Annotated in this window: 23 protein-coding genes, 2 tRNA genes and 2 pseudogenes; 15 read left to right on the top strand and 12 right to left on the bottom strand. The window is 37.8% G+C overall.

The features are described from left to right. The first annotated feature begins 222 nt into the window (after window positions 1-222). The 8 genes from V757_RS20505 to V757_RS20475 all read left to right on the top strand — a co-directional run bounded on the left by V757_RS20505 (window position 223) and on the right by V757_RS20475 (window position 5,605). A tRNA-Arg gene (locus tag V757_RS20505) sits at window positions 223-299 on the top strand. A 312-nt stretch (window positions 300-611) separates the two neighbouring features. Beyond that, window positions 612-1,043 carry an ABC transporter substrate-binding protein gene (locus V757_RS29230; RefSeq protein WP_245586981.1) on the top strand — a complete coding sequence of 144 codons (432 nt, stop codon included), beginning with the start codon at window positions 612-614 and terminating at the stop codon, window positions 1,041-1,043. Continuing rightward, window positions 949-1,599, top strand: coding sequence for an ABC transporter substrate-binding protein (locus V757_RS20500; RefSeq protein WP_315970375.1), 651 nt, complete (start codon window positions 949-951; stop codon window positions 1,597-1,599). Before V757_RS29230 ends, V757_RS20500 begins: the two co-directional genes overlap by 95 nt. A 17-nt stretch (window positions 1,600-1,616) precedes the next feature. Next, window positions 1,617-2,624, top strand: coding sequence for a FecCD family ABC transporter permease (locus tag V757_RS20495; protein WP_023950595.1), 1,008 nt, complete (start codon window positions 1,617-1,619; stop codon window positions 2,622-2,624). Further along, window positions 2,621-3,667: a FecCD family ABC transporter permease gene (locus V757_RS20490; protein WP_023950593.1), complete on the top strand. Its 1,047-nt coding sequence runs from the start codon at window positions 2,621-2,623 to the stop codon at window positions 3,665-3,667. The genes V757_RS20495 and V757_RS20490 overlap by 4 nt, the downstream gene beginning before the upstream one ends. Before the next feature lie 7 nt (window positions 3,668-3,674). Continuing rightward, window positions 3,675-4,472, top strand: coding sequence for an ABC transporter ATP-binding protein (locus tag V757_RS20485; protein ID WP_023950591.1), 798 nt, complete (start codon window positions 3,675-3,677; stop codon window positions 4,470-4,472). A 30-nt stretch (window positions 4,473-4,502) separates the two neighbouring features. Next, window positions 4,503-5,312: a class I SAM-dependent methyltransferase gene (locus tag V757_RS20480; protein WP_023950590.1), complete on the top strand. Its 810-nt coding sequence runs from the start codon at window positions 4,503-4,505 to the stop codon at window positions 5,310-5,312. Window positions 5,313-5,529: 217 nt separating this feature from the next. Next, window positions 5,530-5,605: transfer RNA gene (locus V757_RS20475), tRNA-His, on the top strand. A gap of 54 nt (window positions 5,606-5,659) precedes the next feature. On the opposite strand, the gene V757_RS20470 is transcribed toward V757_RS20475, so the two are convergent. Beyond that, window positions 5,660-5,980 (bottom strand): hypothetical protein, encoded by a 321-nt coding sequence (locus V757_RS20470; RefSeq protein WP_023950588.1) that lies wholly within the window; start codon window positions 5,978-5,980, stop codon window positions 5,660-5,662. A gap of 68 nt (window positions 5,981-6,048) precedes the next feature. Beyond that, window positions 6,049-6,957, bottom strand: a complete 909-nt coding sequence (locus V757_RS20465) for a LysR family transcriptional regulator (protein ID WP_023950586.1) — start codon at window positions 6,955-6,957, stop codon at window positions 6,049-6,051. A 106-nt stretch (window positions 6,958-7,063) separates the two neighbouring features. Between V757_RS20465 and V757_RS20460 the strand changes: the two are divergent. Both V757_RS20460 and gdhA read left to right on the top strand, forming a co-directional pair. Then, window positions 7,064-10,590: pseudogene (locus V757_RS20460) on the top strand (indolepyruvate ferredoxin oxidoreductase family protein). Between the two features lie 456 nt (window positions 10,591-11,046). Further along, window positions 11,047-12,402 carry an NADP-specific glutamate dehydrogenase gene (gene gdhA / locus V757_RS20455; RefSeq protein WP_023950584.1) on the top strand — a complete coding sequence of 452 codons (1,356 nt, stop codon included), beginning with the start codon at window positions 11,047-11,049 and terminating at the stop codon, window positions 12,400-12,402. 173 nt (window positions 12,403-12,575) lie between these two features. On the opposite strand, the gene pnp is transcribed toward gdhA, so the two are convergent. Together pnp and rpsO are read right to left on the bottom strand one after the other, a co-directional pair. Beyond that, window positions 12,576-14,756, bottom strand: a complete 2,181-nt coding sequence (gene pnp / locus V757_RS20450; protein ID WP_023950582.1) for a polyribonucleotide nucleotidyltransferase — start codon at window positions 14,754-14,756, stop codon at window positions 12,576-12,578. 148 nt (window positions 14,757-14,904) lie between these two features. Beyond that, on the bottom strand, window positions 14,905-15,174 hold the full coding sequence (gene rpsO / locus V757_RS20445) for a 30S ribosomal protein S15 (RefSeq protein ID WP_023950580.1): 270 nt from the start codon (window positions 15,172-15,174) through the stop codon (window positions 14,905-14,907). A gap of 159 nt (window positions 15,175-15,333) precedes the next feature. Here rpsO and V757_RS20440 point away from each other — a divergent pair, with 159 nt between their 5' ends. After that, entirely contained in the window at window positions 15,334-15,855 is a 522-nt protein-coding gene (locus V757_RS20440) for a hypothetical protein (protein WP_023950578.1), read from the top strand. A gap of 117 nt (window positions 15,856-15,972) precedes the next feature. Here the strand turns inward: V757_RS20440 and pssA are convergent, their stop codons facing one another. The 3 genes from pssA to V757_RS20425 all read right to left on the bottom strand — a co-directional run bounded on the left by pssA (window position 15,973) and on the right by V757_RS20425 (window position 18,913). Continuing rightward, window positions 15,973-16,764 carry a CDP-diacylglycerol--serine O-phosphatidyltransferase gene (pssA, locus tag V757_RS20435; protein ID WP_023950577.1) on the bottom strand — a complete coding sequence of 264 codons (792 nt, stop codon included), beginning with the start codon at window positions 16,762-16,764 and terminating at the stop codon, window positions 15,973-15,975. Between the two features lie 71 nt (window positions 16,765-16,835). Further along, window positions 16,836-17,987, bottom strand: a complete 1,152-nt coding sequence (locus V757_RS20430; protein WP_023950575.1) for a methionine aminotransferase — start codon at window positions 17,985-17,987, stop codon at window positions 16,836-16,838. Window positions 17,988-18,121: 134 nt separating this feature from the next. Further along, window positions 18,122-18,913 (bottom strand): transporter substrate-binding domain-containing protein, encoded by a 792-nt coding sequence (locus V757_RS20425; protein WP_023950573.1) that lies wholly within the window; start codon window positions 18,911-18,913, stop codon window positions 18,122-18,124. Between the two features lie 348 nt (window positions 18,914-19,261). Here V757_RS20425 and V757_RS28900 point away from each other — a divergent pair, with 348 nt between their 5' ends. Both V757_RS28900 and V757_RS28750 read left to right on the top strand, forming a co-directional pair. Further along, window positions 19,262-19,534, top strand: a complete 273-nt coding sequence (locus V757_RS28900; protein ID WP_218184490.1) for a hypothetical protein — start codon at window positions 19,262-19,264, stop codon at window positions 19,532-19,534. A gap of 41 nt (window positions 19,535-19,575) precedes the next feature. Beyond that, complete coding sequence (locus tag V757_RS28750) at window positions 19,576-19,914, top strand: alpha/beta hydrolase family protein (RefSeq protein ID WP_081710665.1); 339 nt, start codon at window positions 19,576-19,578, stop codon at window positions 19,912-19,914. 699 nt (window positions 19,915-20,613) lie between these two features. Here V757_RS28750 and V757_RS20415 read toward each other — a convergent pair. Continuing rightward, window positions 20,614-20,948 (bottom strand): annotated as a pseudogene (locus V757_RS20415) (transposase); the annotation flags it as partial. A gap of 37 nt (window positions 20,949-20,985) precedes the next feature. Here V757_RS20415 and V757_RS20410 point away from each other — a divergent pair. Continuing rightward, window positions 20,986-21,558, top strand: coding sequence for a PAS and helix-turn-helix domain-containing protein (locus V757_RS20410; protein ID WP_023950569.1), 573 nt, complete (start codon window positions 20,986-20,988; stop codon window positions 21,556-21,558). A 312-nt stretch (window positions 21,559-21,870) separates the two neighbouring features. On the opposite strand, the gene V757_RS20405 is transcribed toward V757_RS20410, so the two are convergent. Both V757_RS20405 and V757_RS20400 read right to left on the bottom strand, forming a co-directional pair. Continuing rightward, window positions 21,871-23,376 carry an aldehyde dehydrogenase family protein gene (locus tag V757_RS20405; RefSeq protein ID WP_023950567.1) on the bottom strand — a complete coding sequence of 502 codons (1,506 nt, stop codon included), beginning with the start codon at window positions 23,374-23,376 and terminating at the stop codon, window positions 21,871-21,873. Continuing rightward, on the bottom strand, window positions 23,373-24,254 hold the full coding sequence (locus V757_RS20400) for an NAD(P)-dependent oxidoreductase (protein ID WP_023950565.1): 882 nt from the start codon (window positions 24,252-24,254) through the stop codon (window positions 23,373-23,375). The genes V757_RS20405 and V757_RS20400 overlap by 4 nt, the downstream gene beginning before the upstream one ends. 120 nt (window positions 24,255-24,374) lie before the next feature. On the opposite strand from V757_RS20400, the gene V757_RS20395 reads away from it, so the two are divergent. Next, the gene (locus V757_RS20395) at window positions 24,375-25,268 is read left to right on the top strand and encodes a LysR family transcriptional regulator (RefSeq protein WP_023950563.1); all 894 of its coding nucleotides are present in this window, start codon (window positions 24,375-24,377) and stop codon (window positions 25,266-25,268) included. Here V757_RS20395 and V757_RS20390 read toward each other — a convergent pair. After that, window positions 25,246-25,656 carry a hypothetical protein gene (locus tag V757_RS20390; protein ID WP_023950561.1) on the bottom strand — a complete coding sequence of 137 codons (411 nt, stop codon included), beginning with the start codon at window positions 25,654-25,656 and terminating at the stop codon, window positions 25,246-25,248. The two genes, V757_RS20395 and V757_RS20390, sit on opposite strands and share 23 nt — an antisense overlap. A 33-nt stretch (window positions 25,657-25,689) precedes the next feature. Further along, a partial coding sequence (locus V757_RS29940) for an integrase core domain-containing protein (RefSeq protein ID WP_023950559.1) occupies window positions 25,690-25,831 on the bottom strand: 142 nt, incomplete at its 5' end.

The following is a 25,831-nucleotide window of genomic DNA, read 5'->3' as shown; positions in this document are numbered from 1 at the left end:
GAAAATGTAAAAATTAATACCATCACAAATGCTACTGGCAAGAGTTTGCAGATAAAGAGAGCCTATTAATGAGTTATTATTCTTCTCTAAATAGTAGACTGAGAATAAATTGCTTTTCCCTAAACTTAGCTTAAATAAACGTCTTCATTTTTTATAAAAGAATATTAATTAAGTTTGTTTTTAGAAATTATTTTAAAAATACAGTATAATTACCGACTTAGCGTCTCCATAGCTCAACTGGATAGAGCAACCGCCTTCTAAGCGGTAGGTTGTGAGTTCGATTCTCGCTGGAGGCGCCATCTTCTTATTACAAAATATTATTGTATACCCCCTGACACAAACTCATTTTGCCACTATGTGGGTATCCGTCATTTTGTCTAGACCTCTTTTCTTTCTAAAATTAACTTCCAATATACAAATAAAATAATTTCCCTTTCCACTAAAGTAACCTCATAATAAACAATTAACTTAGCTTCCTATAAAAGAATATTAGCTGCTTATTAAATTAAATAGCCATCTTAATAATATCTTGAAATAATAATTATTATCATTTATAATTATTATTAAAAATGATAATCATTTGCTTTATTATTTATAAAAGGCTTATTAATATGAAATTTCTTCACTCCAAAAGGTTTTTGTTAATTTTTGCTTTAGCCAATATATTTGTCTCTACATCAGTTGCGTCGCAAAATAATAACACGCTATCAATTACAGATGATCGCAATGTTACTGTTGAAGTCCCTGCTAAACCACAACGTATTGCAGCAATTTCGTATTTAGCTGTTGATGTTGGTTTAGCATTAGGTATCAAACCTGTTGCTACTACCTATATGATTCCGGGTCGTGATCCTGACTTTTTAGGAGGATTAACTAAAAATATAAAAAAAAATAGGTCAACGTGCCAGACCAAATTTAGAACTTCTCTCCGAAACAAAACCAGATACTATTATTGCGATAAAACGTTATACCGCTGCAAATGCAGAACAATTACAGAAGATTGCTCCTTATGTTGCATACAATATGGAACTCCTAAACGGTAGCTACAAAGAAGTAGCTGAAGTTGCCAAGATTATGGGTTATCCAGAACGTGGTAAACAACTTAATGAAGAATTTAAACAGCATTTAGCTAACTACCTAACAAAAGTCCCCAAAGATAAACATCCTAGCTTTGTTATTATGTGGGCTGGGTCATACTCGGCTTTTCACGATGAACAAACAGCAGCATCTATTATGACAGCTCTTGGTGGTAAGAATATTATGGGGTCTATGCCAGTTAACGGCCGCTTCACCTCAAATATCAGTTTAGAGACTTTATTAGAAAAGAATCCAGACATTATCATAGTATTAGAATGGCTAGTAGATGACAAGGGTAATACTGTTCGAACACATGAGGATAATCCTATTTGGAAACAACTATCAGCAGTAAAAAATGGGCGTGTAATTTATGCCGGGGATGAATGGTCTGAAGCTAATGGTCCAATTGCGCGTGAAATATTGCTAAAAGAGTCTGCCCATTATCTTTATCCAGAGATATTCCCTAAAATTGATGTAAAAGCAGAAGCTCTAAAAATGATTCCTGTAGAACTTCATAAATAACTTTTGTTCCAATCAATATGCGTACATCACGATCAATGGTGATAGGAATAGCTTCTATCTGTACGGCCGTTGCTGTCATATTTATTGGGTTAATGATTGGAGCACGGCCACTCACATGGGATACTATGATTAACGCTCTTTTCTCTCCTGATAATAAAATTGATTCTATTTTTGTTTGGACGCTACGTTTGCCTCGGAGCATTTGTGCTTTTATGGGAGGAGCCAGTCTAGCAGTCTCTGGTTATTTATTACAAACATTGACTCGCAACCCATTAGCAGGACCAGGATTGACTGGCGTAACATCTGGAGCCGTTGCAGCTATTGTATCCTGCTATATCTTTTTTCCAAAAATATCATCTGGCTCTTACTCTTTCATTGGTCTTCTAGGAGGACTTACTGCCGCATTGATGGTCTTTTGGATTACTCGTGGTAATTTAAAGCGTCCTTTACATTTAGCATTAGCAGGCATTAGTATCTCATTATTTTTCAATGCGATAACTACCTATTTACTCATCTCAATTGGTCCACAAGCTTCTTCATTATTATTTTGGTTAACGGGAGGTTTTCAAGGGCGAACTTGGTTACAACTAGCCTACATGTTACCTTGGATGACTATTGGCATTGGTGGGGCATTGTTGACTCGACGTATTTTTAGCTTAATGGTATTGAGTGATGAGGCAGCTAGCAGTATGGGACTACGTCTCAATCTCTGGAAGTCTATTTTTCTAGTTTTAGCCGTTATTTTAGTTGCAGGTGTTGTCCCAGTTGCAGGTCCAGTTGCTTTTGTTGGACTAGCAACACCACATATTGTCCGCTTATTGCAACCTGATGATCCCTGTTGGAGTGTGATATTAGCAGCTAGTTTGGGCGGTTTAATAGCAACAATAGCAGATATTATTGCACGCTCTATTGCTGCCCCCCAAGAATTACCTATCAGTATCATCATGGCATTAATTGGTGGGCCAGTATTTATTTATTTGATACAAAAGCCAAACTTTTCTTTGAATAAAGGATCAAAGAAATGAAGTCTATGCTAAGCACTAAAGAACATATCATACCTCAATATACATCTTGGAAACTGATTGTTGGTTGGGCCGTTTTAGCACTTATTTCAATTTTTTTGGCGATATTTTTGGGTGTTGTAGATATCCCCATAAGCGATATATTAGCGACTTTTACAGGTCAAGGCTCTAGCACTGCTCAGTCAATTATTATGGATATTCGATTACCACGAATTATTACAGGTATGCTAGCAGGTGTGCATTTGTCCGTAGCAGGTTTTATTTTACAAACTATCACTAGAAATCTATTAGCTGACCCATCAATTATGGGAATATCACAAGGAGCTACGCTAGCTATTACTATTTTTCTATTATTTACTGTTTACACTGGTAATGTAAGTGAATCTCAACCGGTAATGCCTATTGCTTGGCTACCAGGAATAGGGATGATTGGTGGTCTAATAGCCGGTGTAATTATTTATTTTTTTGCTTTGCAACGCGAATTGGGACCTCTACGAATTACTCTTTGTGGTATTGCGATAGGAGCAATTCTTCATGCTATAGCGCTAGGATTGATGGTTGGCTGGGGATCTCATCGGATTGAGGTTGTACTCGAATGGCTATCGGGATCACTTTATGCTCGTAGTTGGCAACATGTTTTATTTTTATTACCTTTTACAGTATTTGGGTTACTTAGTTTACCTCTATTGTCTCGCCCACTAAATCTACTACACTTTGAAACAACTGTAGCACAATCTTTTGGTTTATCCTATAAACGGCATTTTTCATTTGCATTAATACTCGCTTGTAGTCTTGCTGCTAGTGCCGTAGGTGTAGTAGGACCAATCATTTTTGTAGGTCTAATTGCGCCTCATTTAGCACGTTTTATTGCTGGTCGTCATTTATCTTTAGTTTTGCCACTAAGTATTGTATCGGGAATTATTATTGTCACCTTTAGTGATTTAATCGGACGTATGGTCGGGCAGGATTTTGAAATTCCTATCGGGGTTGTCACAGCACTGTGCGGTGTACCTTTATTAATTACATTATTACGCCGTACGATTTGAGGATACCATGTTACTTTCTTGCAAACAATTATCAGTCTCCTATGGTTTACACAAGGCACTTAATCAATTTGATTTTGAGCTAAATCCCGGAGAAATACATGTGCTTATCGGTCCAAACGGTTCTGGTAAAAGTACTGCTTTACAAGCTATGGCAGGATTGCTTTTACCTACTGAAGGAAGTGTGATACTAAATGAAAAAACGATAAAAAGCATGTCGCGTCGGGAAATAGCTCGCCACCTTGCCTTTTTACCTCAGCAACCGATAGCACCAGATGAAATGACCGTACAGCAATTGGTTAGACAAGGGCGTTTTGCTCATGTAGGGCTATTTCGACGCTACAGCCTCAAAGATGAAGAGACCATTGCATGGGCATTAGAAAGTACTAGTCTAGCTAACTTTGCAAATAAAAATCTGTGTGAATTATCAGGCGGTGAACGCCAGAGAGTATGGATTTCTGCTGCACTGGCACAAGAAGCTAAAATACTGTTGTTAGATGAGCCTACTTCATTTTTGGATATTGGCTATCAGATCGAAGTTCTTGATCTTGCTTATCGATTAAGCCGAGAAAAAGGCGTAGGAATTATCATTACAATTCATGATCTTAACCATGCTATGGCTATTTGTGACCGAATATCATTACTTCATCATGGAAATCTAGTATTTACAGGATCACCTCAAAAACTATCAGAATCAGGTCTCTTAGAGAAAGTTTTTAATGTCAGAGGACAATTTGTACAAATTGCGCAAAATGCTCCACCCCATTTTGATGTTAAACTAGCGCGATGGAATCAGCGCAATAGTTAAATTTATTTTTATACAGTTAAAGGAAAATTTATGCCATCTAATAATGAAATTCTTCAGCTACTTGCTCGCTGGGATCGTCAACAAGAAGGTTATATTAAACAAAGAGAAGAACGTTTTAATATAATGTTTGATATATTAGGCACTACTTTGGGAAATAATTTTACCGTCATTGATGCCGCTTGCGGACCTGGTTCACTTAGTTGTCGATTATTAGAGCGATTTCCTGAGGCTAAAGTCATTGCTATTGATGCTGATGTGATGTTACTTGAAATGGCAAAAGTATCATTAGCTCCCTATGCAGATAGAGCTATTCTTATAGAAGCTGACTTATCTAATGAAATCTGGCGTGACAAAGTAATAGAAGCAGCAAATACATTAAAGGTTGGCAAACCATCTGCGCTTGTTTCTACCACTGCCTTGCATTGGCTCTCCCCTGGTGCTCTAGCCGAATTCTATGGAGTGGTTGGCGAACTACTCATGCCCGGAGGTATTTTTATGAATGGCGATCATATGCGTTTTGATAGTCGTTGGCCAACGCTAAATTCATTGTCACTATCCATACGAAAACAAATTGAACAAGAAGCCGTAACAAACGGTGAAGATGATTGGGATACTTGGTGGATGAGAGCTAGCCAAATTACGCAATTAGCATCCCTTAAAGAGCGTCGTGACGCATTTTATACATCCAAAAAAACCAAACGCCAAACCAGTGGAGAAGATTGCTCCGTAGATTTTCATATAGCCGCCTTACGACATGCTGGATTTAATGAAGTAGGCACAATTTGGCAATACTTGGATAATTATGTTATTTTTGGTCGTTTACCAAAAATTAATGCATAACGTAATTACAGCAAATACTATTCACATGTAACAGCAATCTTCATTTTTCTAAGTACAACAGTCAAAATTATGCTGAGATTTTGACTGTTTACAAAATAATAGTTGAGATACTAATCAAATTGATTTTTATTATACTTAACGAATATTTTTGTAAAAAAAACAACAAAAAACTTGATTAAAGAAGTAGTCATCGATATAATTTTATTTCTTTACTGTGGTGACCGTAGCTCAGTTGGTAGAGTCCCGGATTGTGATTCCGGTTGTCGTGGGTTCGAGCCCCATCGGTCACCCCAATAGTACCATACCCTCATTTTTTCCTCCCCCTCTTCCTCTATCCTCTCTTAAACTTAATCAAATTTTCCTTCTACATAGTCTATATAAGAAGAGTCTACTTGCTCTGATTCATTTGATAAATCGACTTGATTACCTTGAGAATATGGTTGTCTACCCTCTGCATTAGCTACTATTGTTTGGGGCTGTTCGTGAGTAAGCTGTGTTTGTTGTGATTCTATTGGTGAACCCTCTATCATCTGTCCTTTTTTGGCACTATACAAAGCTCTCAGTAAACTATACATATAGACGACAAAAATGGCTAATATAGCGGCAATTAAAATATTGTCCAGTAATAGCCATAAAATAACAGTCAATATAATCGCTATTACCCACATAATCTATACCCTTAATTTAATACCTTGAACAATACCTAAAGCTCTTCAATAACACGGAAAAATAATAACTATTTTACGCTAGCATAAGCCAAAAACTGATTAAACGCTTCAGAGGCTTTACTTAATTTTTTATTTTTTAACCAAAAAACACCACCCTCTAAATCAGGTACGCCATTTGCAATTTTAATAGCATTGATTTTTTTACCATCTAACGACCAAGAACGATATACCATATCCGATAAAATAGTGACACCTAACCCTTGTCCTACAAACCCCCGTACCGATTCGAGAGAACTAGTTTTTAAGACATAGTTAGGTGTTAAATTTGCTTCCTTCCAAAATTTTTCCGTAAACTCCAATGCATTATCTACAGTAATCATGATGTAAGGATAAGGTGCGATATCCTCTAACGTGACTTGTTCTTTTTCACCAAGAGGATGCGTAGCAGATAACCAGAGTCTTCTCGTTGATCGAATTAGCAGTTCTGTTTCATAATGGTGACGCTCTTGTATGTTGGAAATAGAACCAATGGCTATCTCAATCTCTCCACTGCGTAATCCTCGCTCCATTTCATCTAATGTCATATCGTATAAATCTATTGTGACTAATGGATTCGCTTTTTTAAAGCGTGCAATCAATTCGGGCAAAAAATAGCCAAGCATCGTATAAGATGCTCCAACTTTGATACAACCACTCACGCCATGAATTGTTTTCAACTCAGGGAGCGTCATCGCTTCTTTGACAGAGTCCAAGATAAAGACAGCATGTCGATAAAAAGCTTGTCCAGCTTCCGTCAGACTCACTCCATGCTGTAATCTATCAAAAAGCAACACTCCTAATTCCTCCTCAAGACTTAGTACAGCACTCGTAATAGCTGACTGAGAAACATGTTCATGCAAAGCAGCTATGGAGAATCGCCCTACTCGTGCAGCACTGACAAAATACCGCATTTGTTTTAACGTCACATTTTTAGACATTTGTTTTTTTAATACCTGATAGAAATATAATTAATTTTACGATAACACAAAAAGAGGCTAAACTAAACCAAAAAATCACCACTATAAAATTTAGCGGAGACAACCGATGAATGCACCCCTAACTAAAGAACAGCTAGAGCTGATTCAAAATACGACTCTGGATGATAAATACACAGCTAACAACAAACGTGTATTTATGAGTGGTACGCAAGCCCTAGTGAGATTACCTCTTTTACAAAAAGAGCGTGATTTGGCTGCTGGCTTAAACACGGCTGGCTTTATTTCTGGTTACCGTGGTTCACCATTAGGCAATGTGGATTTAAGCCTATGGAAAGCCAAAAAACATTTGAAATCCCATGATATTGTGTTCCAGCCTGGCCTTAATGAGGAATTAGCTGCTACTGCTGTATGGGGTTCACAACAGCTAAATCTTTTCCAAGGCGCTAATCGTGATGGTGTATTTGGAATGTGGTATGGTAAAGGTCCTGGTCTTGACCGCTCTATGGACGTTTTCAAACATGCCAATAACGCCGGATCGTCAAAATTTGGGGGTGTTCTACTTATTGCTGGTGATGACCATGCCGCCAAATCTTCTACTGTCGCCTACCAATCAGAACATGATTTACAAGCAGCAGGTATTCCCGTACTTTACCCCTCCAATGTACAAGAGTATTTAGACTATGGTTTACACGGTTGGGCCATGAGTCGTTATTCAGGTCTATGGGTTAGTCTAAAATGCGTAACCGATGTTGTAGAATCTTCATCTTCTGTTGAGGTTAATCCAAACCGTGTTAAATCAGTTATTCCTGATAACTTTACGTTACCTGAAGGTGGGCTAAATATTCGTTGGCCTGATACACCAGCCGCGCAAGAAGAGCGCATGAATAATTATAAACTCTATGCTGCGCTTGCCTATGTACGTGCTAATAAGTTAGACAAGATTGTAATCGACTCGCCTAAGGCAAAATTTGGCATTATGACAGCGGGCAAGGCCTATTTAGATGTTCGTCAAGCCTTAGTTGATTTAGGTCTTGATGAGCAAACCTGTAGCGATATTGGTATCCGTGTGTATAAAGTTGGCTGTGTATGGCCTCTTGAGTCACAAGGGGCTCGTGAATTTGCTGAAGGCTTAAACGAAATTTTAGTCGTTGAAGAAAAACGCCAAATCATGGAATATGCCATTAAAGAGCAACTCTATAACTGGCGTGATGATGTCCGTCCTGAAATTTATGGTAAGTATGATGCACGCGAAGATGGTGGTGGTGAATGGTCTTTGCCTAGAGGTCCATGGTTATTACCCCCTAATCTTGATTTATCCTCTGCGGTTATCGCAAAAGCAATTGCTAAACGCCTAGAAAAACAAGACTTACCTGCTGATGTCCGTGAGAGAATTCGCGCACGTATTGAAATCATCAATCGCAAAGAGAAAGAAAGTAAACATATTTCTGTGATTACTGAACGCAAGCCATGGTTCTGTTCAGGTTGTCCGCACAATACGTCAACTCGTGTTCCTGAAGGGTCTCGCGCTGTAGCCGGTATTGGTTGTCACTATATGACTATTTGGATGGACAGGGACACTAATACATTCTCACAAATGGGTGGAGAAGGTGTTGGCTGGATTGGGCAAAAAGACTTTACAGATGAAAAACACATTTTTGCAAACCTGGGCGATGGTACGTATTTCCACTCTGGTATCTTAGCGGTTCGTGCCTCTATCGCCGCCAAAGCCAATATCACTTACAAAATTCTCTACAATGATGCAGTAGCGATGACAGGAGGTCAGCCTATTGACGGCACACTAACTGTGCCTCAAATTCACGATCAATTAGTGGCTGAAGGAATCACCAAAATTGTAATTGTCAGTGATGAACCAGATAATATTCGTAAACTTGGTATTCGCAGCGAAACTGAAATTCGTCATCGTGATGACTTAGATGAAGTTCAACGTCAATTGCGTGATATTGAAGGAACAACAGCAATTATTTATGTTCAAACCTGTGCGACAGAGAAACGTCGTCGCCGTAAACGTGGCGATTATCCTGACCCTGCACTACGCACCTTTATTAACGAAGATGTGTGTGAAGGCTGTGGTGACTGTGGTGTTCAATCAAACTGCTTGTCTATTGAACCACATGAAACACCGATGGGAATCAAACGTAAAATTAACCAATCTAGCTGTAACAAAGACTTTTCTTGTCAAAAAGGCTTCTGCCCTAGTTTTGTGACCGCTAAAGGTGCTCAATTAATTAAACCAACCTCTCAAGGCAACACTCTAGATAAAAAAGATATTCCTCAACCTGAGTTTGTGTCAATTAATCGTTCATACAATATTCTAGTGCCTGGTGTTGGTGGTACTGGTGTAGTCACGATTGGAGCTTTACTTGGTATGGCGGCACACTTAGAAGGCAAAGGCGTTAATATTTTGGATATTACTGGTCTTGCCCAAAAAGGAGGGGCTGTTGTTAGTCATATTCAAATTGGTAATCGTCCAGATGACTTATATGCAACACGTATTGGTACAGGTGAAGCAGATTTGATTATTGCCTGTGACTCTATTGTAGCAACATCTAAAGAAATTACCTCTAAAGTTCAAAAAGGTCGAACCTATGCTGACCGTAAATACAGCAAAGTCCCCTACTGCTGAATTATTTGGTAATCCAAAATGGCGCTTCCCTTCCCTCGCGACACAACAAGATTTACACCAAGTGGTGGGTATAGAGTCATGTGATTTTATCGTATGCTTCCTTCTATGCGTTTACTTTATTAGGGGATGCTATTTACGCCAATCCATTATTGTTAGGTTATGTATGGCAAAAAGGTAAAGTACCGCTACGTCTTGAGATGATTCAACGTGCTATTGAGCTCAATGGTGTCACTGTTGAGAAAAACTTAGATGCTTTCTATTGGGGGCGTTACCTTGCTCATTTTGGCAATGACAGCCTTAAAACACAAGGTATTCAAGAGGAAAAAACTGTGTCATTCACAGAAAATACCTCTGCTCTGTTAAAACGTCTATCAAGCTATTTAACAGATTATCAAAATGCTGCTTACGCTGATAAGTTTTTAAAAGCGATTGAACCAATCAAAGCCACCGAAGAGAAAGTTCTAGGGACAGGTCATCATGCATTAACAGATGCTGCTGCTAAAAATTTAGCAAAAGTAATGGCATATAAAGATGAGTACGAAGTGGCGCGACTCTATACAAGACCAGAATATATGGAACAATTGCGTAAAACCTTTGCTGGAGAACCTGGTAAAGATTACGAAATCTTAGTTCATATGGCTCCTCCAACATTTAGTAAGAAAAAAGCAGATGGACATTTGCAGAAAAAAGCTTATGGTCCTTGGGTATTTAACGCTTTTAAACTTCTCACTAAGATGAAGGGTTTACGTGGTACTGGTTTAGATATATTTGGCAAAACCGAAGAACGTCGTGCAGAGCGTGCTTTAATTCAAGACTATATGGATCTCTTGACAACGCTAGAAAACAAACTATCAACTGATAATATAGATGTTGCAATAGCACTGGCGGAACTACCCGATGAAGTTCGCGGTTACGGCCATGTCAAAGAGAAAAATCTAAAAAAATATTATGCTAAAAAAGCTGAATTATTACAAAAACTTAACGCATAAAACACTGTAAGTTTGTTAGTCAATCAACCTCGATGGAGAGTTATCTCTATCGAGGCTTTTTTCATTTGTACATGGAGCCATATTTTCGGCGTGCAGGTTTTCATAAGATGACATGACTGATTAGTCTCTATTCGGCTCATAAACCTGCTCGTCAAAATCAATCAAAAAAATTTAGTAGCAGGCTTTCAACCTCGATGGAGAGTTATCTCTATCGAGGCTTTTTTCATTTGTACATGGAGCCATATTTTCGGCGTGCAGGTTTTCATAAGGCGATGTGATTGATTAGTCTCTATTCTACTCATAAACCTGCACGTCAAAATCAATCAAAAAAATTTAAGCAGCAGGTTTTCAATCTCGATGGAGTTATCTCTATTGAGGTTTTTTTTCACTCTTATGACAAAAATACGGGTAAGATAATATCCTTCATTAACAAATCATCTGTATGGAATTATTATCATGTCGCTTATTAAAGATACTTTGTCCAGAATTCAACAATCTAGCCCTGGAGAACCAGAGTTTTATCAAGCTGTTGAAGAGGTTTTAGAATCACTAGAACCTTTATTCAAAAAGGAAAAAAAGTATAGCGAGCATAATATTATCCAACGCATTGTTGAACCGGAACGCATGATTACATTCAGAGTAACTTGGATTGATGATAAAGGTAAAATTCAAGTAAATAAAGGTTATCGTGTTCAGTTCAGCTCAGCCATTGGCCCATACAAAGGAGGGCTACGTTTTCACCCTAGCGTAAATAGCGGTATTATCAAGTTCTTAGGGTTTGAACAAATTTTCAAGAATTCCTTAACTGGATTACCTATTGGTGGCGGTAAAGGTGGCTCTGATTTTGATCCAAAAGGCAAATCTGATAATGAGATTATGCGTTTCTGTCAGTCTTTCATGACAGAGTTATATCGACATATTGGCGACACCATTGATATTCCAGCTGGCGATATTGGAGTCGGTGGCCGTGAAATTGGTTATTTATATGGTCAATACAAGCGATTAACTGGTAGTTATGAAGGCGTACTAACTGGTAAAAAAATCCCTTGGGGAGGATCATTAGCTCGTACAGAGGCAACAGGATATGGTGCTGTTTATTTTGCAGATAGTCTTCTAACTAGCCGTAATGATCAATTAGCAGGTAAGACAGCTGTGGTTTCTGGGTCGGGTAATGTAGCGATTTATACCATCAAAAAATTAATTGAAATGGGGGCTACTCCTGTCAGTTGTAGCGACTCTAGAGGATTTATCTACCATAAAACAGGGATTAACCTTAATACATTACAACAACTTAAAGAACAAGGTAAAAATGAATCTCTGGAAGAATACGCTAAGATTCATAAAGATGCTAAATATACTCCCGTCAAAGACTATCCAAAAGGTCGTAATCCAGTATGGTCAATCAAGTGCGACTTGGCATTTCCTTCCGCAACTCAAAATGAATTAAATCTTGCTGATGCTAAAGAGTTATTAAAAAATGGTTGTATCTTAGTCGCTGAAGGTGCAAATATGCCATCAACCCCTGAAGCAGTACATGCCTTTCTTGAAGCCAAAATTCTTTATGGTCCAGGCAAAGCAGCCAATGCCGGAGGTGTTGCTACTAGCCAATTAGAAATGTCTCAAAATGCTAGTATGTTGCAATGGTCATTTGAAGAAGTAGACGGCCGTCTCCGAAATATTATGCATAATATTTATTTAAGTGCATCACAAACAGCTGAAGAATTTGGACAACCACATAACCTAGTATTAGGTGCCAATATTGCTGGTTTCCGTAAAGTAGCCAATGCTATGATTGATCAAGGTGCCGTCTAAGCAATCAATAACAATAAATATAAGCGAAAGGAGTATGTTTCTTTTTAATTCATACTCTTTCACGGCTTAAATAGACATGGCTATAGAGAACTCACCTCTCTACCGCTTAACAAAAAAATAAGAGCACTTTTTAAGGTGCTCTTATTGTTTAAGTTTAAATAATAGTTAAACTATTATTCAGCAGATGGCTGTCCTTCCGCAGAAGACTCAATCGTTGTTGTCGATTGTTGAGGTACAGAGCCCTCTAATCCTTCTAAACCACCTAAGGCTTTAGCTGATAAACGTACACGACCACGGTCATCGGCTTCAATCACTTTTACTTTTACTTTTTGACCAACACTTAATACATCATTGATATCATTGATGCGATAGTTAGCAATTTCAGAAATATGTAATAAGCCATCTTTACCTGGTAGGATTTGTACAATACCACCAAAATCTAATAGACGCTGTACAGTACCTTCGTATACTTGACCAACCTCTACTACTGCAGTCAATTCTGCAATGCGACGTTCAGCTTCTTTCGCTTTTTCTAAATCAGCAGAAGAAATGGTCACAACACCTTCGTCTGTAATATCAATTGAACAACCTGTTTCTTCTGTTAAAGCACGGATAGTTGCACCACCTTTACCAATCACATCACGAATTTTTTCAGGATTGATTTTCATCGTTAACATACGCGGTGCAAAGCTAGATAATTCTTCTCGAGAACCTCCGATTGCCGTTTTCATTTTACCTAAAATATGTAAACGACCTTCGCGTGCTTGTGCTAAAGCAACTTGCATGATTTCTTTAGTAATACCTTGGATTTTGATATCCATTTGTAGAGCAGTGATGCCATTTTCAGTACCTGCTACTTTGAAATCCATATCCCCTAAGTGGTCTTCATCACCAAGAATATCTGTTAATACTGCAAATTTATTACCTTCTTTGATTAGACCCATCGCCACACCAGCCACATGATCACTCACTGGTACACCAGCATCCATCATGGCTAATGAGCCACCACACACTGAAGCCATTGAAGATGAACCATTTGACTCAGTAATTTCAGAAACTAAACGGATAGTGTATTGGAAATCATCATGCTTAGGTAATGTTGGAACTAGAGCACGTTTCGCTAAACGGCCATGACCAATTTCACGTCGTTTTGGACTACCAAAGCGACCACATTCACCTGTTGCAAATGGAGGCATATTGTAGTGAAGCATAAAACGGTCACGAGTTTCACCTAATACAGAGTCAATAATTTGCTCATCTGCTTTAGTCCCTAATGTTGCCACCACTAAGGCTTGCGTTTCACCACGAGTAAATAATACACTACCATGTGTACGGGGTAGTACACCTAGACGGATAGAGATTGGACGAACTGTACGTGTATCACGACCATCAATACGAGGCTCACCATTAAGAATTTGACCTCTTACAATCGCTGACTCTAGCTCAAAAATAATATTATCTACAGCCACTTCATCTGGTGATTCTTCACCACGCTCTTCTGCTTGTTTAGCAAGTGCTTCTTTTGTTTGGGCAGCGACTTCTTTTAATTTGCTAGAGCGATCTTGTTTTTGACGAATTTGGTAGGCAGCTTTTAACCCATCCTCTGCTACAGCTTTAACTGCAGAAATTAATGTTTCATTCTTCGGTGCGGCTTCCCAATCCCATTCTGGTTTACCAGCTTCAGCGACTAAAGCATGAATCGCATCAATTGCTGCTTGCATTTGCTCATGACCAAATACAACACCACCAAGCATAACTTCTTCACTTAATTGTTTAGCTTCTGACTCAACCATTAATACAGCAGTTTCAGTACCAGCAACGACTAAATCCATATCAGACTGTTCAACTTGACTTACTGTTGGATTTAACACATATTGACCATTAATATAACCCACACGAGCAGCACCAATAGGACCATTAAATGGCACACCAGATACAGCTAATGCTGCTGAAGTACCGAGCATGGACACTATATCAGGATCAATCTCTGGATCAACTGATAATACATGTACAATAACTTGTACTTCATTGTAAAAACCTTCAGGGAATAAAGGACGTAATGGACGATCAATCAAACGAGACGTTAGGGTTTCTTTCTCACTAGGTTTACCTTCACGTTTAAAAAAACCACCTGGAATACGGCCTGCTGCATATGTTTTTTCAACATAATCAACGGTTAATGGGAAAAAATCTTGACCTGCTTTTGCTTCTTTTGCCGCTACCACTGTTGCTAATACAACAGTATCTCCCATAGATGCCACTACGGCACCAGAAGCTTGACGTGCGATTTCACCTGTTTCAAAAACAACCGTATGAGCGCCATACTGAAATGATTTAGTCACTTTATTGAACATATGTTCTTTCCTTTTTAATAAATTGCCTTTATCCACTACAAAATACACCATGATGCTATGTATTTAGGCAAATCAAACAATAAAAAACCGCACACAGATCCAATAGGCGCTGTGTACGGTCTTGAACCCTAAAACCACAAAGGGTGAATTACTTACGTAAACCTAATTTCTCAATTAAAGCACGGTAAGCATCTGGGTTACGACCTTTTAAGTAGTCTAATAACTTACGACGACGGCTAACCATACGCAATAAACCACGACGAGAGTGGTGGTCTTTTTTATGCGTTTTAAAGTGTTCTGTTAACTCGTTAATATGAGCAGTTAATAAAGCCACTTGAACTTCAGGAGATCCTGTATCACCTGGTGTACGAGCAAATTGGCCTATGATATCTGCTTTATTGATGTCTGCTACTGACATGATTTATTCCTTTTTACTAGCGTTAGCGATGAATAGGTGCTAACGTGAATTAATGTTAAAATAAAAGCTACGCTATCACACTTAAATGACAACGTAATTTGCAATTATATATTATTTTTTATCCAAAAGACAATGCAATTACCTATTTAGGAAAAAATGATGTTTACCCCAAAACTATACTTACGTTTTGCCAGTGCTATTATTCCAGTGCTATTATCCGCCTGTTCAACTTACCGAGATATTCCTAGCAATAGTCCTGTTGATGCTGTCTATGCAAAAATGGGCCCTCCTTCCTATCAATGCAAAACAAAAGATGGCGTTCAGCGTTTGATTTGGACTCAACAACCAAATGGGCAATATGCTTATGCAACCAACGTCTCTAGTACTGGTCATATTGATAAAGTAGTTTCTATATTGAACGAAGATTATTTTCGTCAACTTGATAAAGGCACATGGACTCAACAAGATGTTGTCTGTATGTTTGGTCCTCCTGCTGAAACAGGTCGTATTGGCTGGGGTGAAAAAAATGAGCTTGTATGGACCTATCGTTATAAACAATCAAATTACTGGAATAACTTGATGTATGTTTACTTTGGTCGCTATGGTGAGGCTGTTACGCATTATCATTCAGGCCCAGATCCCCGTTACGAAAGAGATAGATTTTTTATTTTTGGGGATTAAACAAAAAGCATTAAAAATCTACAGAAAAACATTAAAAAAGCTAGGGCACATATTAGGTATCCTAGCTTTTTCTATTGAAGAAATAAAAACCATTAATTAGATTTTCTATTATCTCATTCACTCCTCTTGATCATGAGAAATATCTTCTTTATGCCTGATATCCACTAATTCTCTCGCTTTTTTCCAACGAAAATAATAAATCACCCAACCAGATAAAGCGTAAATCACAAATAACAAAAATAGCATAATCGCTGGATCTAATGCGATAATGGCAAAGGTAAGTACCAAGGCTAATAATAACCATGCTGGTGGTTTTTTCTTGCCCTCTACACTAACATCGTTACGCTTTAGAATTGATTTACCACTAAAGAATGGCGCAGTTGAAATCATCGTTAAACCGGCATAGATAGTTAGAAATACGGCTATCCAATGCATAAAATCAGTTTCTGGCAAACGATTTTCGGCACTTAACCAAACAAATCCACTAAGTAATGCTGCCGCTGAGGGACTCGGTAATCCCTGAAAAAATCGACTATCGACAACATTAATATTCGTATTAAACCTAGCTAATCTTAAGGCAGCCCCTGCGACATAAATAAATGTCGCAATAAGACCTAAACGCCCCAAATTGTCTAACATAAAGGCATACATCACCATTGCAGGCGCAACACCAAAAGAAACCATATCCGCCATAGAATCATATTGTTCGCCAAAAGCTGACTGCGTATTCGTCAGACGAGCCACTCGCCCATCCATACCATCTAATAGCATCGCTACAAAAATGGCGGTAGATGCCAATTCAAAACGCCCATTCATCGCAAGCATAATGGCAAATACACCTGCAAATAGATTACCTGTCGTAAAGGCATTTGGTAATAAATAAAATCCACGATGTGGTTTCTGAGTCATTCTGTACTCCTGACGGAAAAACAATTGACTATTTTAACCTTTTGATAACACATTGCCCACTATTTAGTTAACTAAGCATTTTTTAACCGTTCTGCCCCAATTCTCAAGGTCTCATCATCTCGAGCAAATGTTAAGCGGATTAAACCTGTATCACGTGGTTGGCTATAAAAAGCCCCCACAGGGATAGCACCAACACCCACCTCGGTGATTAAATATTTGACCATATCCATATCAGAACAAGGCATAAAATGATCAAACTTTAGTAACTGAAAGAACCCTCCTTTTGAAGGGATAACTTCAAAACGAGAGCCCTCAATACCTTGGATAAGAATATCGCGTTTACGCTCAAAAAATTCGCCCAATTTTAAATAGAGATCAGGACGCTCCAATACTTCTGCTAACGCATATTGAATAGGAGTATTAGCACTAAACATCAAAAATTGGTGAACAAGACGAATTTGTTCCATCAGCTCAGCAGGCGCTACACAACATCCCACACGCCAACCAGTTACTTGATAAGTTTTACCGAACGATGTGACTACAATAGAACGAGCGGCAAGAGATGGATAACGTGACATTGAACGATGAGGTTCTTCATCAAAAACCATATGCTCATAAACCTCATCAGAGAGAATAATAATATTGGTATTTTCTGTTAATACCATTAAGGCATCTATATCGCTCTCTGTTAAAATACGGCCTGTTGGATTATGGGGTGAATTAAGAATAATCATTCGAGTTTTAGGACTGATTAAACTTTTCACTTGATCCCAATCAATATCAAATTTTGGTGCTTTCAGCTCAACAATCACTGGAATAGCGCCTTGCAATTGAATAATAGGTATATAGCTATCAAATCCAGGCTCAAAACAAATTATCTCATCCCCTGAATGAACCAAGCTAGCGATACTAGAATAAATGGCTTCACTAGCACTAGGCATAATGGTAATTTCATTGTCTACATCATAACGATGTCCATACAAATGCTCAATTTTTTCAACCATTCGCTGACGTAGTGGTTCAATACCAATCATCGGTGCATATTGATTATGTCCTGCTTGCATCGCTTTATACACAGAATCCATCATTTCTGGCGCTAGCATAAAATTAGGAGCCCCTTGAGAGAGTCCAATCACATCAGGATACTGTTTCAACAAATCAGCCATTACAGTGAAAATAGTGGTGCCAACGCTAGGCATTTTAGATTGAACTTGAATAGACATAATTATCAATAAATTTGGTTAAAAATAAAGCACAAAGAAATTACGACTAGCCCAATATTTCTCACTAGACTAGCCGTATTTAAATGACAAATGATTTAACCTCTAAATAAACCATTCATCAATCATACATCCTATTATTTGGTTTTAACGACCCAATCGCCACCAAAATATTTTTGAGTTAAGTTAGAGATAACACCCTCTTCTTTCAATGCTTGTAGAGCTTCATCTAAGCGTTTTTTAAGTTTGTCATCATCTTTACGTACACCAAACGCAATACCTTCACCTAAAATAGCTTCGTCCTTAGCAAACTCATCGACAATTTTAAAGTTTTTCGCTTCTGGTTTATTCAAGAAAGTTTCTTTAGCGACTGGTGTATTCAAAAAAGTACTAGCGACACGGCCGTTTAATAAATCCACAAATGCTTGATCTTGATTACCATAAGAAATCACTTTTACACCTTTAGATTGCCAGTGTTTTTTAGCATATGTTTCTTGTGCAGAACCTTGCAATACAGAAACTGTCACATTATTTTTAAGTAAGCTATCCGCACTTAAATCAACATTAACATCACTTTTAACCACTAATTGTGATGGTGATTGGTAAATAGGTTGAGTGAAGTTAATCACTTTCTTACGTTGTTCAGTGATATTCATTGTAGAGTTAATGAAATCAAATTTACGGGCATTTAAGGCAGGAATCAAGCCATCAAAACTAGATTCAACCCACTCACATGTAACGTTCATTTTTGCACAAACAGCATCGGCTAAATCAACATCAAATCCCATTAATTTACCACTAGCATCCTTATACTCATAGGGAGGATACATCGCCTCAACACCAATTTTTAGTGTTTCTGCTTGTGCAGTAGCAGACAAAAGAGCACCCATTGCAACAGTTGTCGCAACAAATAACGTTTTTAATTTCATATTTCACTCCAAAAAAGAAACCTATTTCTCCTTTAGACCATCCCATCTTTAGACCTCACGTCTAAACGGACAATCTAAAAACCCTGTAGCAAATAGCCTTCCAATCAATAAAAAGCTCCCTATCCACAAGGTCTACATATACTTATCATATATTGATTTAATCATATACTAAGTGTTTCACAAAATCAAAAAATGAAAGGGCTTTTTTTGTTTAATATTTCCTATTTTCCTAATACTAATACTTGTATTAATTTTTGTTTTAACGCTTATATTGCCAAAGATACTACTATTATTTATCCTAATATTTTCAGAAAAGTGTTAGAAAATAAATTTAAGCGATGGGAGAATATGATGAAGTTTACTAAAATCAGTTATCTTTTTACCCTACTACTGATGACTGGCACAACAATGATTACTCATGCAAGCCCTTCAATAGCAGATAACCCCTTAAAAAACCAACCCTTTGCCAACCAAACAGCTACCAGTTTTAGTTTAGATTTTGACGCTAGTAAATTTGTCTCACAAACAACTGAAGTAGACGGCCAACCATTACATTATCGTGCCATCGAAAAAATCGTTTATGTAAAAAATCCTGTCGAAGCAGACTACCAAACACTTTAGATACTGCACCTATTTTTTTACCTAATTCAATTGGTGGCTATATGCCAGCAATGGCAAGCACCGCTGAAGCCAAAGGTATGGAAGGAAAAACAAGCACTATTTTACAAGCACTCCAACATGGTTATGTCGTAGCTTCTGTCGGATCAAGAGGACGTACACTTGGCACAAAAGGTCATTACACAGGGAAAGCGCCTACAGCTATTATTGATTTAAAATCTGCTGTCCGATATTTACATGCCAATGATGCAAAAATGCCCGGTAATGCTAATAAGATTGTCTCTAATGGCACATCCGCTGGTGGAGCCATGTCTGCACTGCTAGGAGCAAGTGGTGATAGCCATGATTATGATGAATATTTCTCAGAGCTTGGTGCTGTTTAACGCTAGCGATAGAATTTTTGCGGTTTCTGCCTATTGTCCCATTACTAATTTAGAACATGCCGATATGGCTTATGAGTGGGAATTTCATACATTAACATCGTATGAACAGATGGATATGTCAAAATTGAATGCTCAAAGCTACAATGATCGATTTAAGCCAATGCCTATGATTACGGGCACTCTTAATACCTCTCAAATAGCTACTTCAAAAAACTTACAACAGCAATTTCCGGACTATTTCAACAGCCTACACTTAACAGATAACAATGGTAAGGCACTACTTTTGGATAAACATGGTAATGGTTCATTTAAAAACTTTATGGCGACGTACCTTATTGCCTCAGCCAATAAAGCCATCACTGAAGGACAAGATTTAAGCCATCTAAACTATTTAACCCTTAAAAATGGGCAGGTTGTAGCCATAGATTTTGAAGGTTACGTTCAACATAAAAAACGGATGAAAACACCGCCTGCCTTTGATAGCCTTAATTTAAGTGCAGGTGAGAATAACTTATTTGGTGACTCCAATACTGACAATAAACACTTTACTTCTTATAGCTTTAAACACAGTACTGTCCAAGGACAATTAGCTGATAAAAATATTATTCGTTTGATGAATGCTATGAATTACGTCAATAATCCTCATACCTCAAAACATTGGCGTATCCGTGCGGGAACAGATGATTATGATACCTCTCATGCCACTCGTACACTCGCTCTAAATTGCGTGACCGCGCGTTGCGCCATCTCTTTGCGTCGAGATGGCGTTACCACTTTTTTTCAATCGCCTCGCGAGCAATCTCAGCCTTTAGACGTTCTTCGGCATACATCTTTTTAAGGCGCTGATTCTCCGCTTCAAGCTCTTTAAGGCGAGACATCATGGAGGCATCCATGCCACCGTATTTAGCACGCCACTTGTAGAAAGTAGCGCTGCTCATGCCATGCTCTCGGCAGAGCTCTGGCACTGGTGTACCAGCTTCGGCTTGTTTAAGAATGGCCATGATTTGGCTGTCGGTATATCGTGATCTTTTCATTGAATTTCCTTTATAAGAAATTCTACTTCTAATTGCTATGGTTTTGTGGGAGGATTACCCCTCTTACTCTGCCGAAGAACTGATTTATTTAGGCTTTAAATATTCTCCTAGCGCTCAACTTATCACTAGCAATCGTTTTATTATTGAATATAATTTGGCATTTGCTGAGCTTTTCGGATATGACTTAAATGAATTAAAGGGGCAGTCCATTTTACGACTATATCCTACCAACTTAGACTTCCAAAAAAAGGGGGAAGTATGGGGAAAGGCATTACAAAAAAATCCTGTTTACCAAGACGAACGCTTTATGTTGCATAAAGACCAGACTGTTTTTTGGGTCAACTTTACTGGTCGAACATTAAATCAAGAGAATCCTTTTGAATTGGTGAGCTGGACAGTTACAAAAATTTCTCATAACAAAGCAAAAATTCTTACTAAGAGAGAACAAGAGATTGCTTCTTATATGGCTAATGGCTTAACAAGCAAAAAAATAGCTAATGAGCTCGGACTTTCTCCTCGCACTGTAGAAATCCACCGGAGTAAAGTCATGAAAAAATTAGATGCTAAAAATATTCAGGAATTAGTTTCTAAATTTATTCAAACCTCATAGTAAATACAGGAAAAATTACTATAAAACCGATTATTTCCTTTGATACACAAGCTCGCTTCCAGCTTAGTTCAGAAAACTATTTTAACTGAGTTAAAATAAATAGTTCATTAACTATAAATGCACTACAAACACTATCTTTACTACACTTTCGCTGAGTGTATTGTCCCAATTAACCCTCATTAAAAATGGACACCCTAATATAAACTAACCTCATATATTAGGGTGTTCTTATCGCAACCTTCTTACTATTATCATCAGTAGGTATATAAATAAGATATTTAAAATTTCCTTTCTTTTTCAGAATAGAGTTACTTATCCGCTATACCCAAACACATTAGACGACTGCTTCGCTGTTTCTACCCAGACGCTTTTGACTTGACTATAAGCTCTTAATGCTTCAATTCCAGATGATCGACCATAGCCACTTTCACCATATCCCCCAAAAGGCGAACTCACATGAATAGTTTTATAGCCATTAATCCAAAATGTGCCTGCGTTTATTTTTTGTGCAATTCTATGTGCTCTTGCTACATTATTTGTCCACACAGCACCAGCTAATCCATACTTGCTATCATTAGCTAATGCTATCGCTTCTTCTTCTGTTTCAAAAGGAATCGCCACAACCACAGGACCAAAAATTTCTTCTTGTGCACATTTCATTTGATTATGCCCAAGTAATACAGTTGGATTCACGATATAACCAGTATTTTGAGGAAGCGGATTAGCATTTTCAGGAGGAACGGTCGCCCCATCTGAAAGTGCCTTTTCAATCATTTTTTTGACATGTTGGTATTGTTTTTCATTATGTATTGGAGCAATCTGGGTAGTTGCTTCAATCGGATTACCCACGATAAATTTCTTAGTTGCCCTTGCTAAATCATTAGTAAACCTTTCGTAAATACTTTTTTGAATAAGTACACGTGAGCCCGATACACAGCTTTGCCCAGTTCCACTGAAAATAGCGCTCTGAGCCCCTTTCAACGCTGCATCATAATCACAATCATCAAAAACAATATTTGCTGATTTTCCCCCCAATTCTAAAATTGAAGGAACGCCTTTCTGTGCAGCAGCAATAGAAATTTTTTTACCCGTCGCTGGAGAACCAACAAAAACGACTTTTTGTATATCACATTCATTAATAATTGCTTGACCAATAGTATGTCCGTAGCCTGCAACAACATTAATCAATCCTCGAGGTATCCTAGCTTGTTCAGAAAGAAATGCTATTAATAATGAAGTAATCGGTGTTAGTTCTGAAGGTTTCAAAATTACACTATTACCTGCCGTAATGGCTGGAGCAATCTGCCAACCCGCCGTAAAAATAGGAGCATTCCAAGGAGTAATTTGAAATACAACGCCTAATGGCTCTAATAATGTGTAATTTAAATGTGTTGTGGGTACAGCAATGACATCACCATGTAATTTATCTGTCCAACCAGCATAATACTCGAACATTTCCGCTACTTTTAATACCTCCACTTTTGCATCACCTAAGGCTTTATTGCTACTAAGTGACTCAATTTCCGCTAACTCAGGAATCCATGAGCGGATAATAGCGCCTAATTTAAAAATCCTACGTCCTCTCTCTGCTGCCGTTAATGATCGCCATTCTGACTGGGCAAGCTTTGTACATTTATTCAAAACAGAAATAATATTTGTATTCGCATCTGAATAAGCAAAAATCTCTTGTTTATCAAATGATGACTTAACCGAAATACGTTCCTGTCCTCCTACTACCCATTCCCCATTAATATAACTAGCAATTTGTTCAAAACTAGGAGCAATTTTTTGAATTAATTCACGCAATTCAACTTTCATTTTTTGTCCTTATTCATCATTGAATTTAAAGTCACTATCTTATTAAAATCTTGTCTATCCTCAAGATAATTCTTACTCAACTCCCATTGACTAACGGCCGCATTGCTTACAGGCAAATCCAAATTTAACTGTGTCAGTAAGTCTTTTGCCAATTGAACATCTTTACGCATTAACCCCATTGTAAAACCTGAATCAAAAGCATTATTTAAAATCCATTTTTCATAATTGACTTGTGACACAGCACTACGACCAGATCCTTTATTAACCCCAAGAATGAGTTTTTCTGGTTTAATGCCTGCTTTTTCTGCCATATGCACTGCTTCAGACATTGTCAATAAATGCATCGCTACTAATAAATTATTTGCTATTTTGACAATATTACCTGCTCCTACCTCTCCCACAAGAATTTGTTCTGCACTCATCAATTTCAACAAAGGCAACACTGCATTAAAATTAGCATCACTGGCACCAATAAACATAGTCATTGTTCCACTACTTGCCCCTAGAGGCCCCCCTGTGACAGGAGCATCAATAAAAGCAATGCTTTTTTCTTCGGCTTGCCGTGAAATTTTTTGACTAACTTCCGCCGTAGATGTACTTGTATCAATAATATAAATTTTGCCTCTCGCAAGGCTAAGAATACCCTCTGCCCCCAAACATACTGTCTCAACATCACCTGCTTTTGGTAAGGATAAAATTAGATAATCATTTTGATTGACTATTTCATCCAATGATGTTGCTATCTGAATCCCTTTTTCTTTAGCTCTTTGCTGTGCTGTAACTGAAACATCCAACCCCATAACCTCAACTTGTTTGGATTGTAAGTGACTAGCCATACCCAGCCCCATATTACCTAAACCAATAACACCAACCTTCATTTTTATTCCTTAATAAAGACAATTACAAAAAAGTTTAAAAAAAATAATTGTTGTTATTCAAGCACATGAATTATAATTATTGTTGCCTATTAAGCAACAAATTAGCATGGACGATCTAAGATGTTAAATAATCAACGATTAAGGTATTTTTATAAAACTGTACAATATCAAGGCATTCGCGCTGCCGCTGAGGCACTAAACATTGCCCCCTCAGTCATTAGCAGACAAATTGCACTACTAGAAAAGGAACTAGATATACCTCTTTTAGAACGGGGAATGCGTGGTGCTGTACCTACTGAGGCTGGGGAAAAAGTAGTTACTTTTTATATGAAACAGCAAGAAGCTGAAAACACCTTAAAAGATGATATTTTTTTATTAAAAGGAATGCACACTGGAAAAATTATTCTAGCAACTGGTGTGGGTTACTTACCTATTGTCGAGAAAGTAATCACCTCCTTTTCAAAACAATTCCCCGGGATACATATTAAACTTACCACTGCTAATAGTAACGAGATTATCTCTAAAGTAGCCGACAATAAAGCCCATATAGGCATTATTTTTAATCCACCTTCACATCCTAGCATTAGAGTGCATAAAGAATTTACCCATCCCTTAAAATTATTTTGTAATCGTCAAAGCCCTCTGGTAAATAGTTCTATGGTACCAATTTCATTCAAAGAGCTTATTAATGAACGAGTAGCTCTACCGGATCATGCACACGGTATCCGTCAGATTATTCAACGAGCTGAACAAGAAGAAGAAATTTATTTCCAACCCAGTTTAATATGTAATCATCTCCAATTATTAAAGCAATATACCTTAACTGGAGGTATTACTTTTCTTCCTGCCTTTATGTTAACAGACGAGGATAAGGCACTAATTGATGCACTAGAACTTCAACAATCTTTTTTGAATCAAACAAAAACACAAATAATAAGTCGCAGGGGAAGAAACCTTACACCTGCGACCCAATTACTACTTAAAGAAATTATTAAAGTAATGCCTGAGCAATAATAGCAGAACCTACAAATGTACCTACAAACGTCAATAATGCGACGATAGCAATTTTAAAACCAGCTGCTTTAAACAATCTAATTTCCATTTTAGAAATAGCCAAACCAGCATATGCAAGTACAGGCGTAATCATTGGTAATAGCCCTATCTTTGAGGTATAAGCAATTACTTCTTGACTAAATGGAAATTGTGGAATGGAAAAAATAATAGCCACAATAGAAATCCAAGCCACCGCAGGAACACCAATTTTGACATATTGATAGATAACATAGCCAAGGACGCTACATAACCAGAAAATAGCCATACCAGGTAAACCGTCAATAAAAGAAACCCCTGTACTAACCCAATTAACAATTAATGCAACCACACTGACCATAACTAATGCCATAATTGTCTTGTACCCATCCCATTTTTAGTACAACTATAAAGTAGAAACGGAATGTTTTTGTTTGTACATTAAAGGGGTGAGCCCCTTTAGTGCATCATGAGGTCTTTGCGTATTATAAATCGTTAACCACTCCTCGGTTAGTTGTTTAACCTGTTTTAGTGTTTTCTGAAGTACG

The sequence above is a fragment of the Pelistega indica genome, from assembly GCF_000506865.1.
Taxonomy (GTDB): domain Bacteria; phylum Pseudomonadota; class Gammaproteobacteria; order Burkholderiales; family Burkholderiaceae_B; genus Taylorella; species Taylorella indica.
Note: the sequence above shows the minus strand (reverse complement) of the source record. Positions and strands in the feature narration are given on the sequence as shown.

Bases quoted from the DNA above. Each gene is read 5' to 3' on its own strand.
- pssA (WP_023950577.1), bottom strand. From the start codon at position 16,764: ATGACTCAGAAACCACATCGTGGATTTTATTTATTACCAAATGCCTTT.
- V757_RS20395 (WP_023950563.1), top strand. From the start codon at position 24,375: ATGTTAAATAATCAACGATTAAGGTATTTTTATAAAACTGTACAATAT.
- V757_RS20390 (WP_023950561.1), bottom strand. From the start codon at position 25,656: ATGGCATTAGTTATGGTCAGTGTGGTTGCATTAATTGTTAATTGGGTT.
- V757_RS20410 (WP_023950569.1), top strand. From the start codon at position 20,986: ATGGTTTTGTGGGAGGATTACCCCTCTTACTCTGCCGAAGAACTGATT.
- V757_RS28750 (WP_081710665.1), top strand. From the start codon at position 19,576: ATGCCAGCAATGGCAAGCACCGCTGAAGCCAAAGGTATGGAAGGAAAA.
- V757_RS20440 (WP_023950578.1), top strand. From the start codon at position 15,334: ATGTTTACCCCAAAACTATACTTACGTTTTGCCAGTGCTATTATTCCA.
- V757_RS20425 (WP_023950573.1), bottom strand. From the start codon at position 18,913: ATGAAATTAAAAACGTTATTTGTTGCGACAACTGTTGCAATGGGTGCT.
- V757_RS29230 (WP_245586981.1), top strand. From the start codon at position 612: ATGAAATTTCTTCACTCCAAAAGGTTTTTGTTAATTTTTGCTTTAGCC.
- V757_RS20490 (WP_023950593.1), top strand. From the start codon at position 2,621: ATGAAGTCTATGCTAAGCACTAAAGAACATATCATACCTCAATATACA.
- rpsO (WP_023950580.1), bottom strand. From the start codon at position 15,174: ATGTCAGTAGCAGACATCAATAAAGCAGATATCATAGGCCAATTTGCT.
- V757_RS20405 (WP_023950567.1), bottom strand. From the start codon at position 23,376: ATGAAAGTTGAATTGCGTGAATTAATTCAAAAAATTGCTCCTAGTTTT.
- V757_RS20465 (WP_023950586.1), bottom strand. From the start codon at position 6,957: ATGTCTAAAAATGTGACGTTAAAACAAATGCGGTATTTTGTCAGTGCT.
- V757_RS20470 (WP_023950588.1), bottom strand. From the start codon at position 5,980: ATGTGGGTAATAGCGATTATATTGACTGTTATTTTATGGCTATTACTG.
- gdhA (WP_023950584.1), top strand. From the start codon at position 11,047: ATGTCGCTTATTAAAGATACTTTGTCCAGAATTCAACAATCTAGCCCT.
- V757_RS20400 (WP_023950565.1), bottom strand. From the start codon at position 24,254: ATGAAGGTTGGTGTTATTGGTTTAGGTAATATGGGGCTGGGTATGGCT.
- V757_RS20495 (WP_023950595.1), top strand. From the start codon at position 1,617: ATGCGTACATCACGATCAATGGTGATAGGAATAGCTTCTATCTGTACG.
- V757_RS20485 (WP_023950591.1), top strand. From the start codon at position 3,675: ATGTTACTTTCTTGCAAACAATTATCAGTCTCCTATGGTTTACACAAG.
- V757_RS20430 (WP_023950575.1), bottom strand. From the start codon at position 17,987: ATGTCTATTCAAGTTCAATCTAAAATGCCTAGCGTTGGCACCACTATT.
- V757_RS20480 (WP_023950590.1), top strand. From the start codon at position 4,503: ATGCCATCTAATAATGAAATTCTTCAGCTACTTGCTCGCTGGGATCGT.
- pnp (WP_023950582.1), bottom strand. From the start codon at position 14,756: ATGTTCAATAAAGTGACTAAATCATTTCAGTATGGCGCTCATACGGTT.
- V757_RS28900 (WP_218184490.1), top strand. From the start codon at position 19,262: ATGATGAAGTTTACTAAAATCAGTTATCTTTTTACCCTACTACTGATG.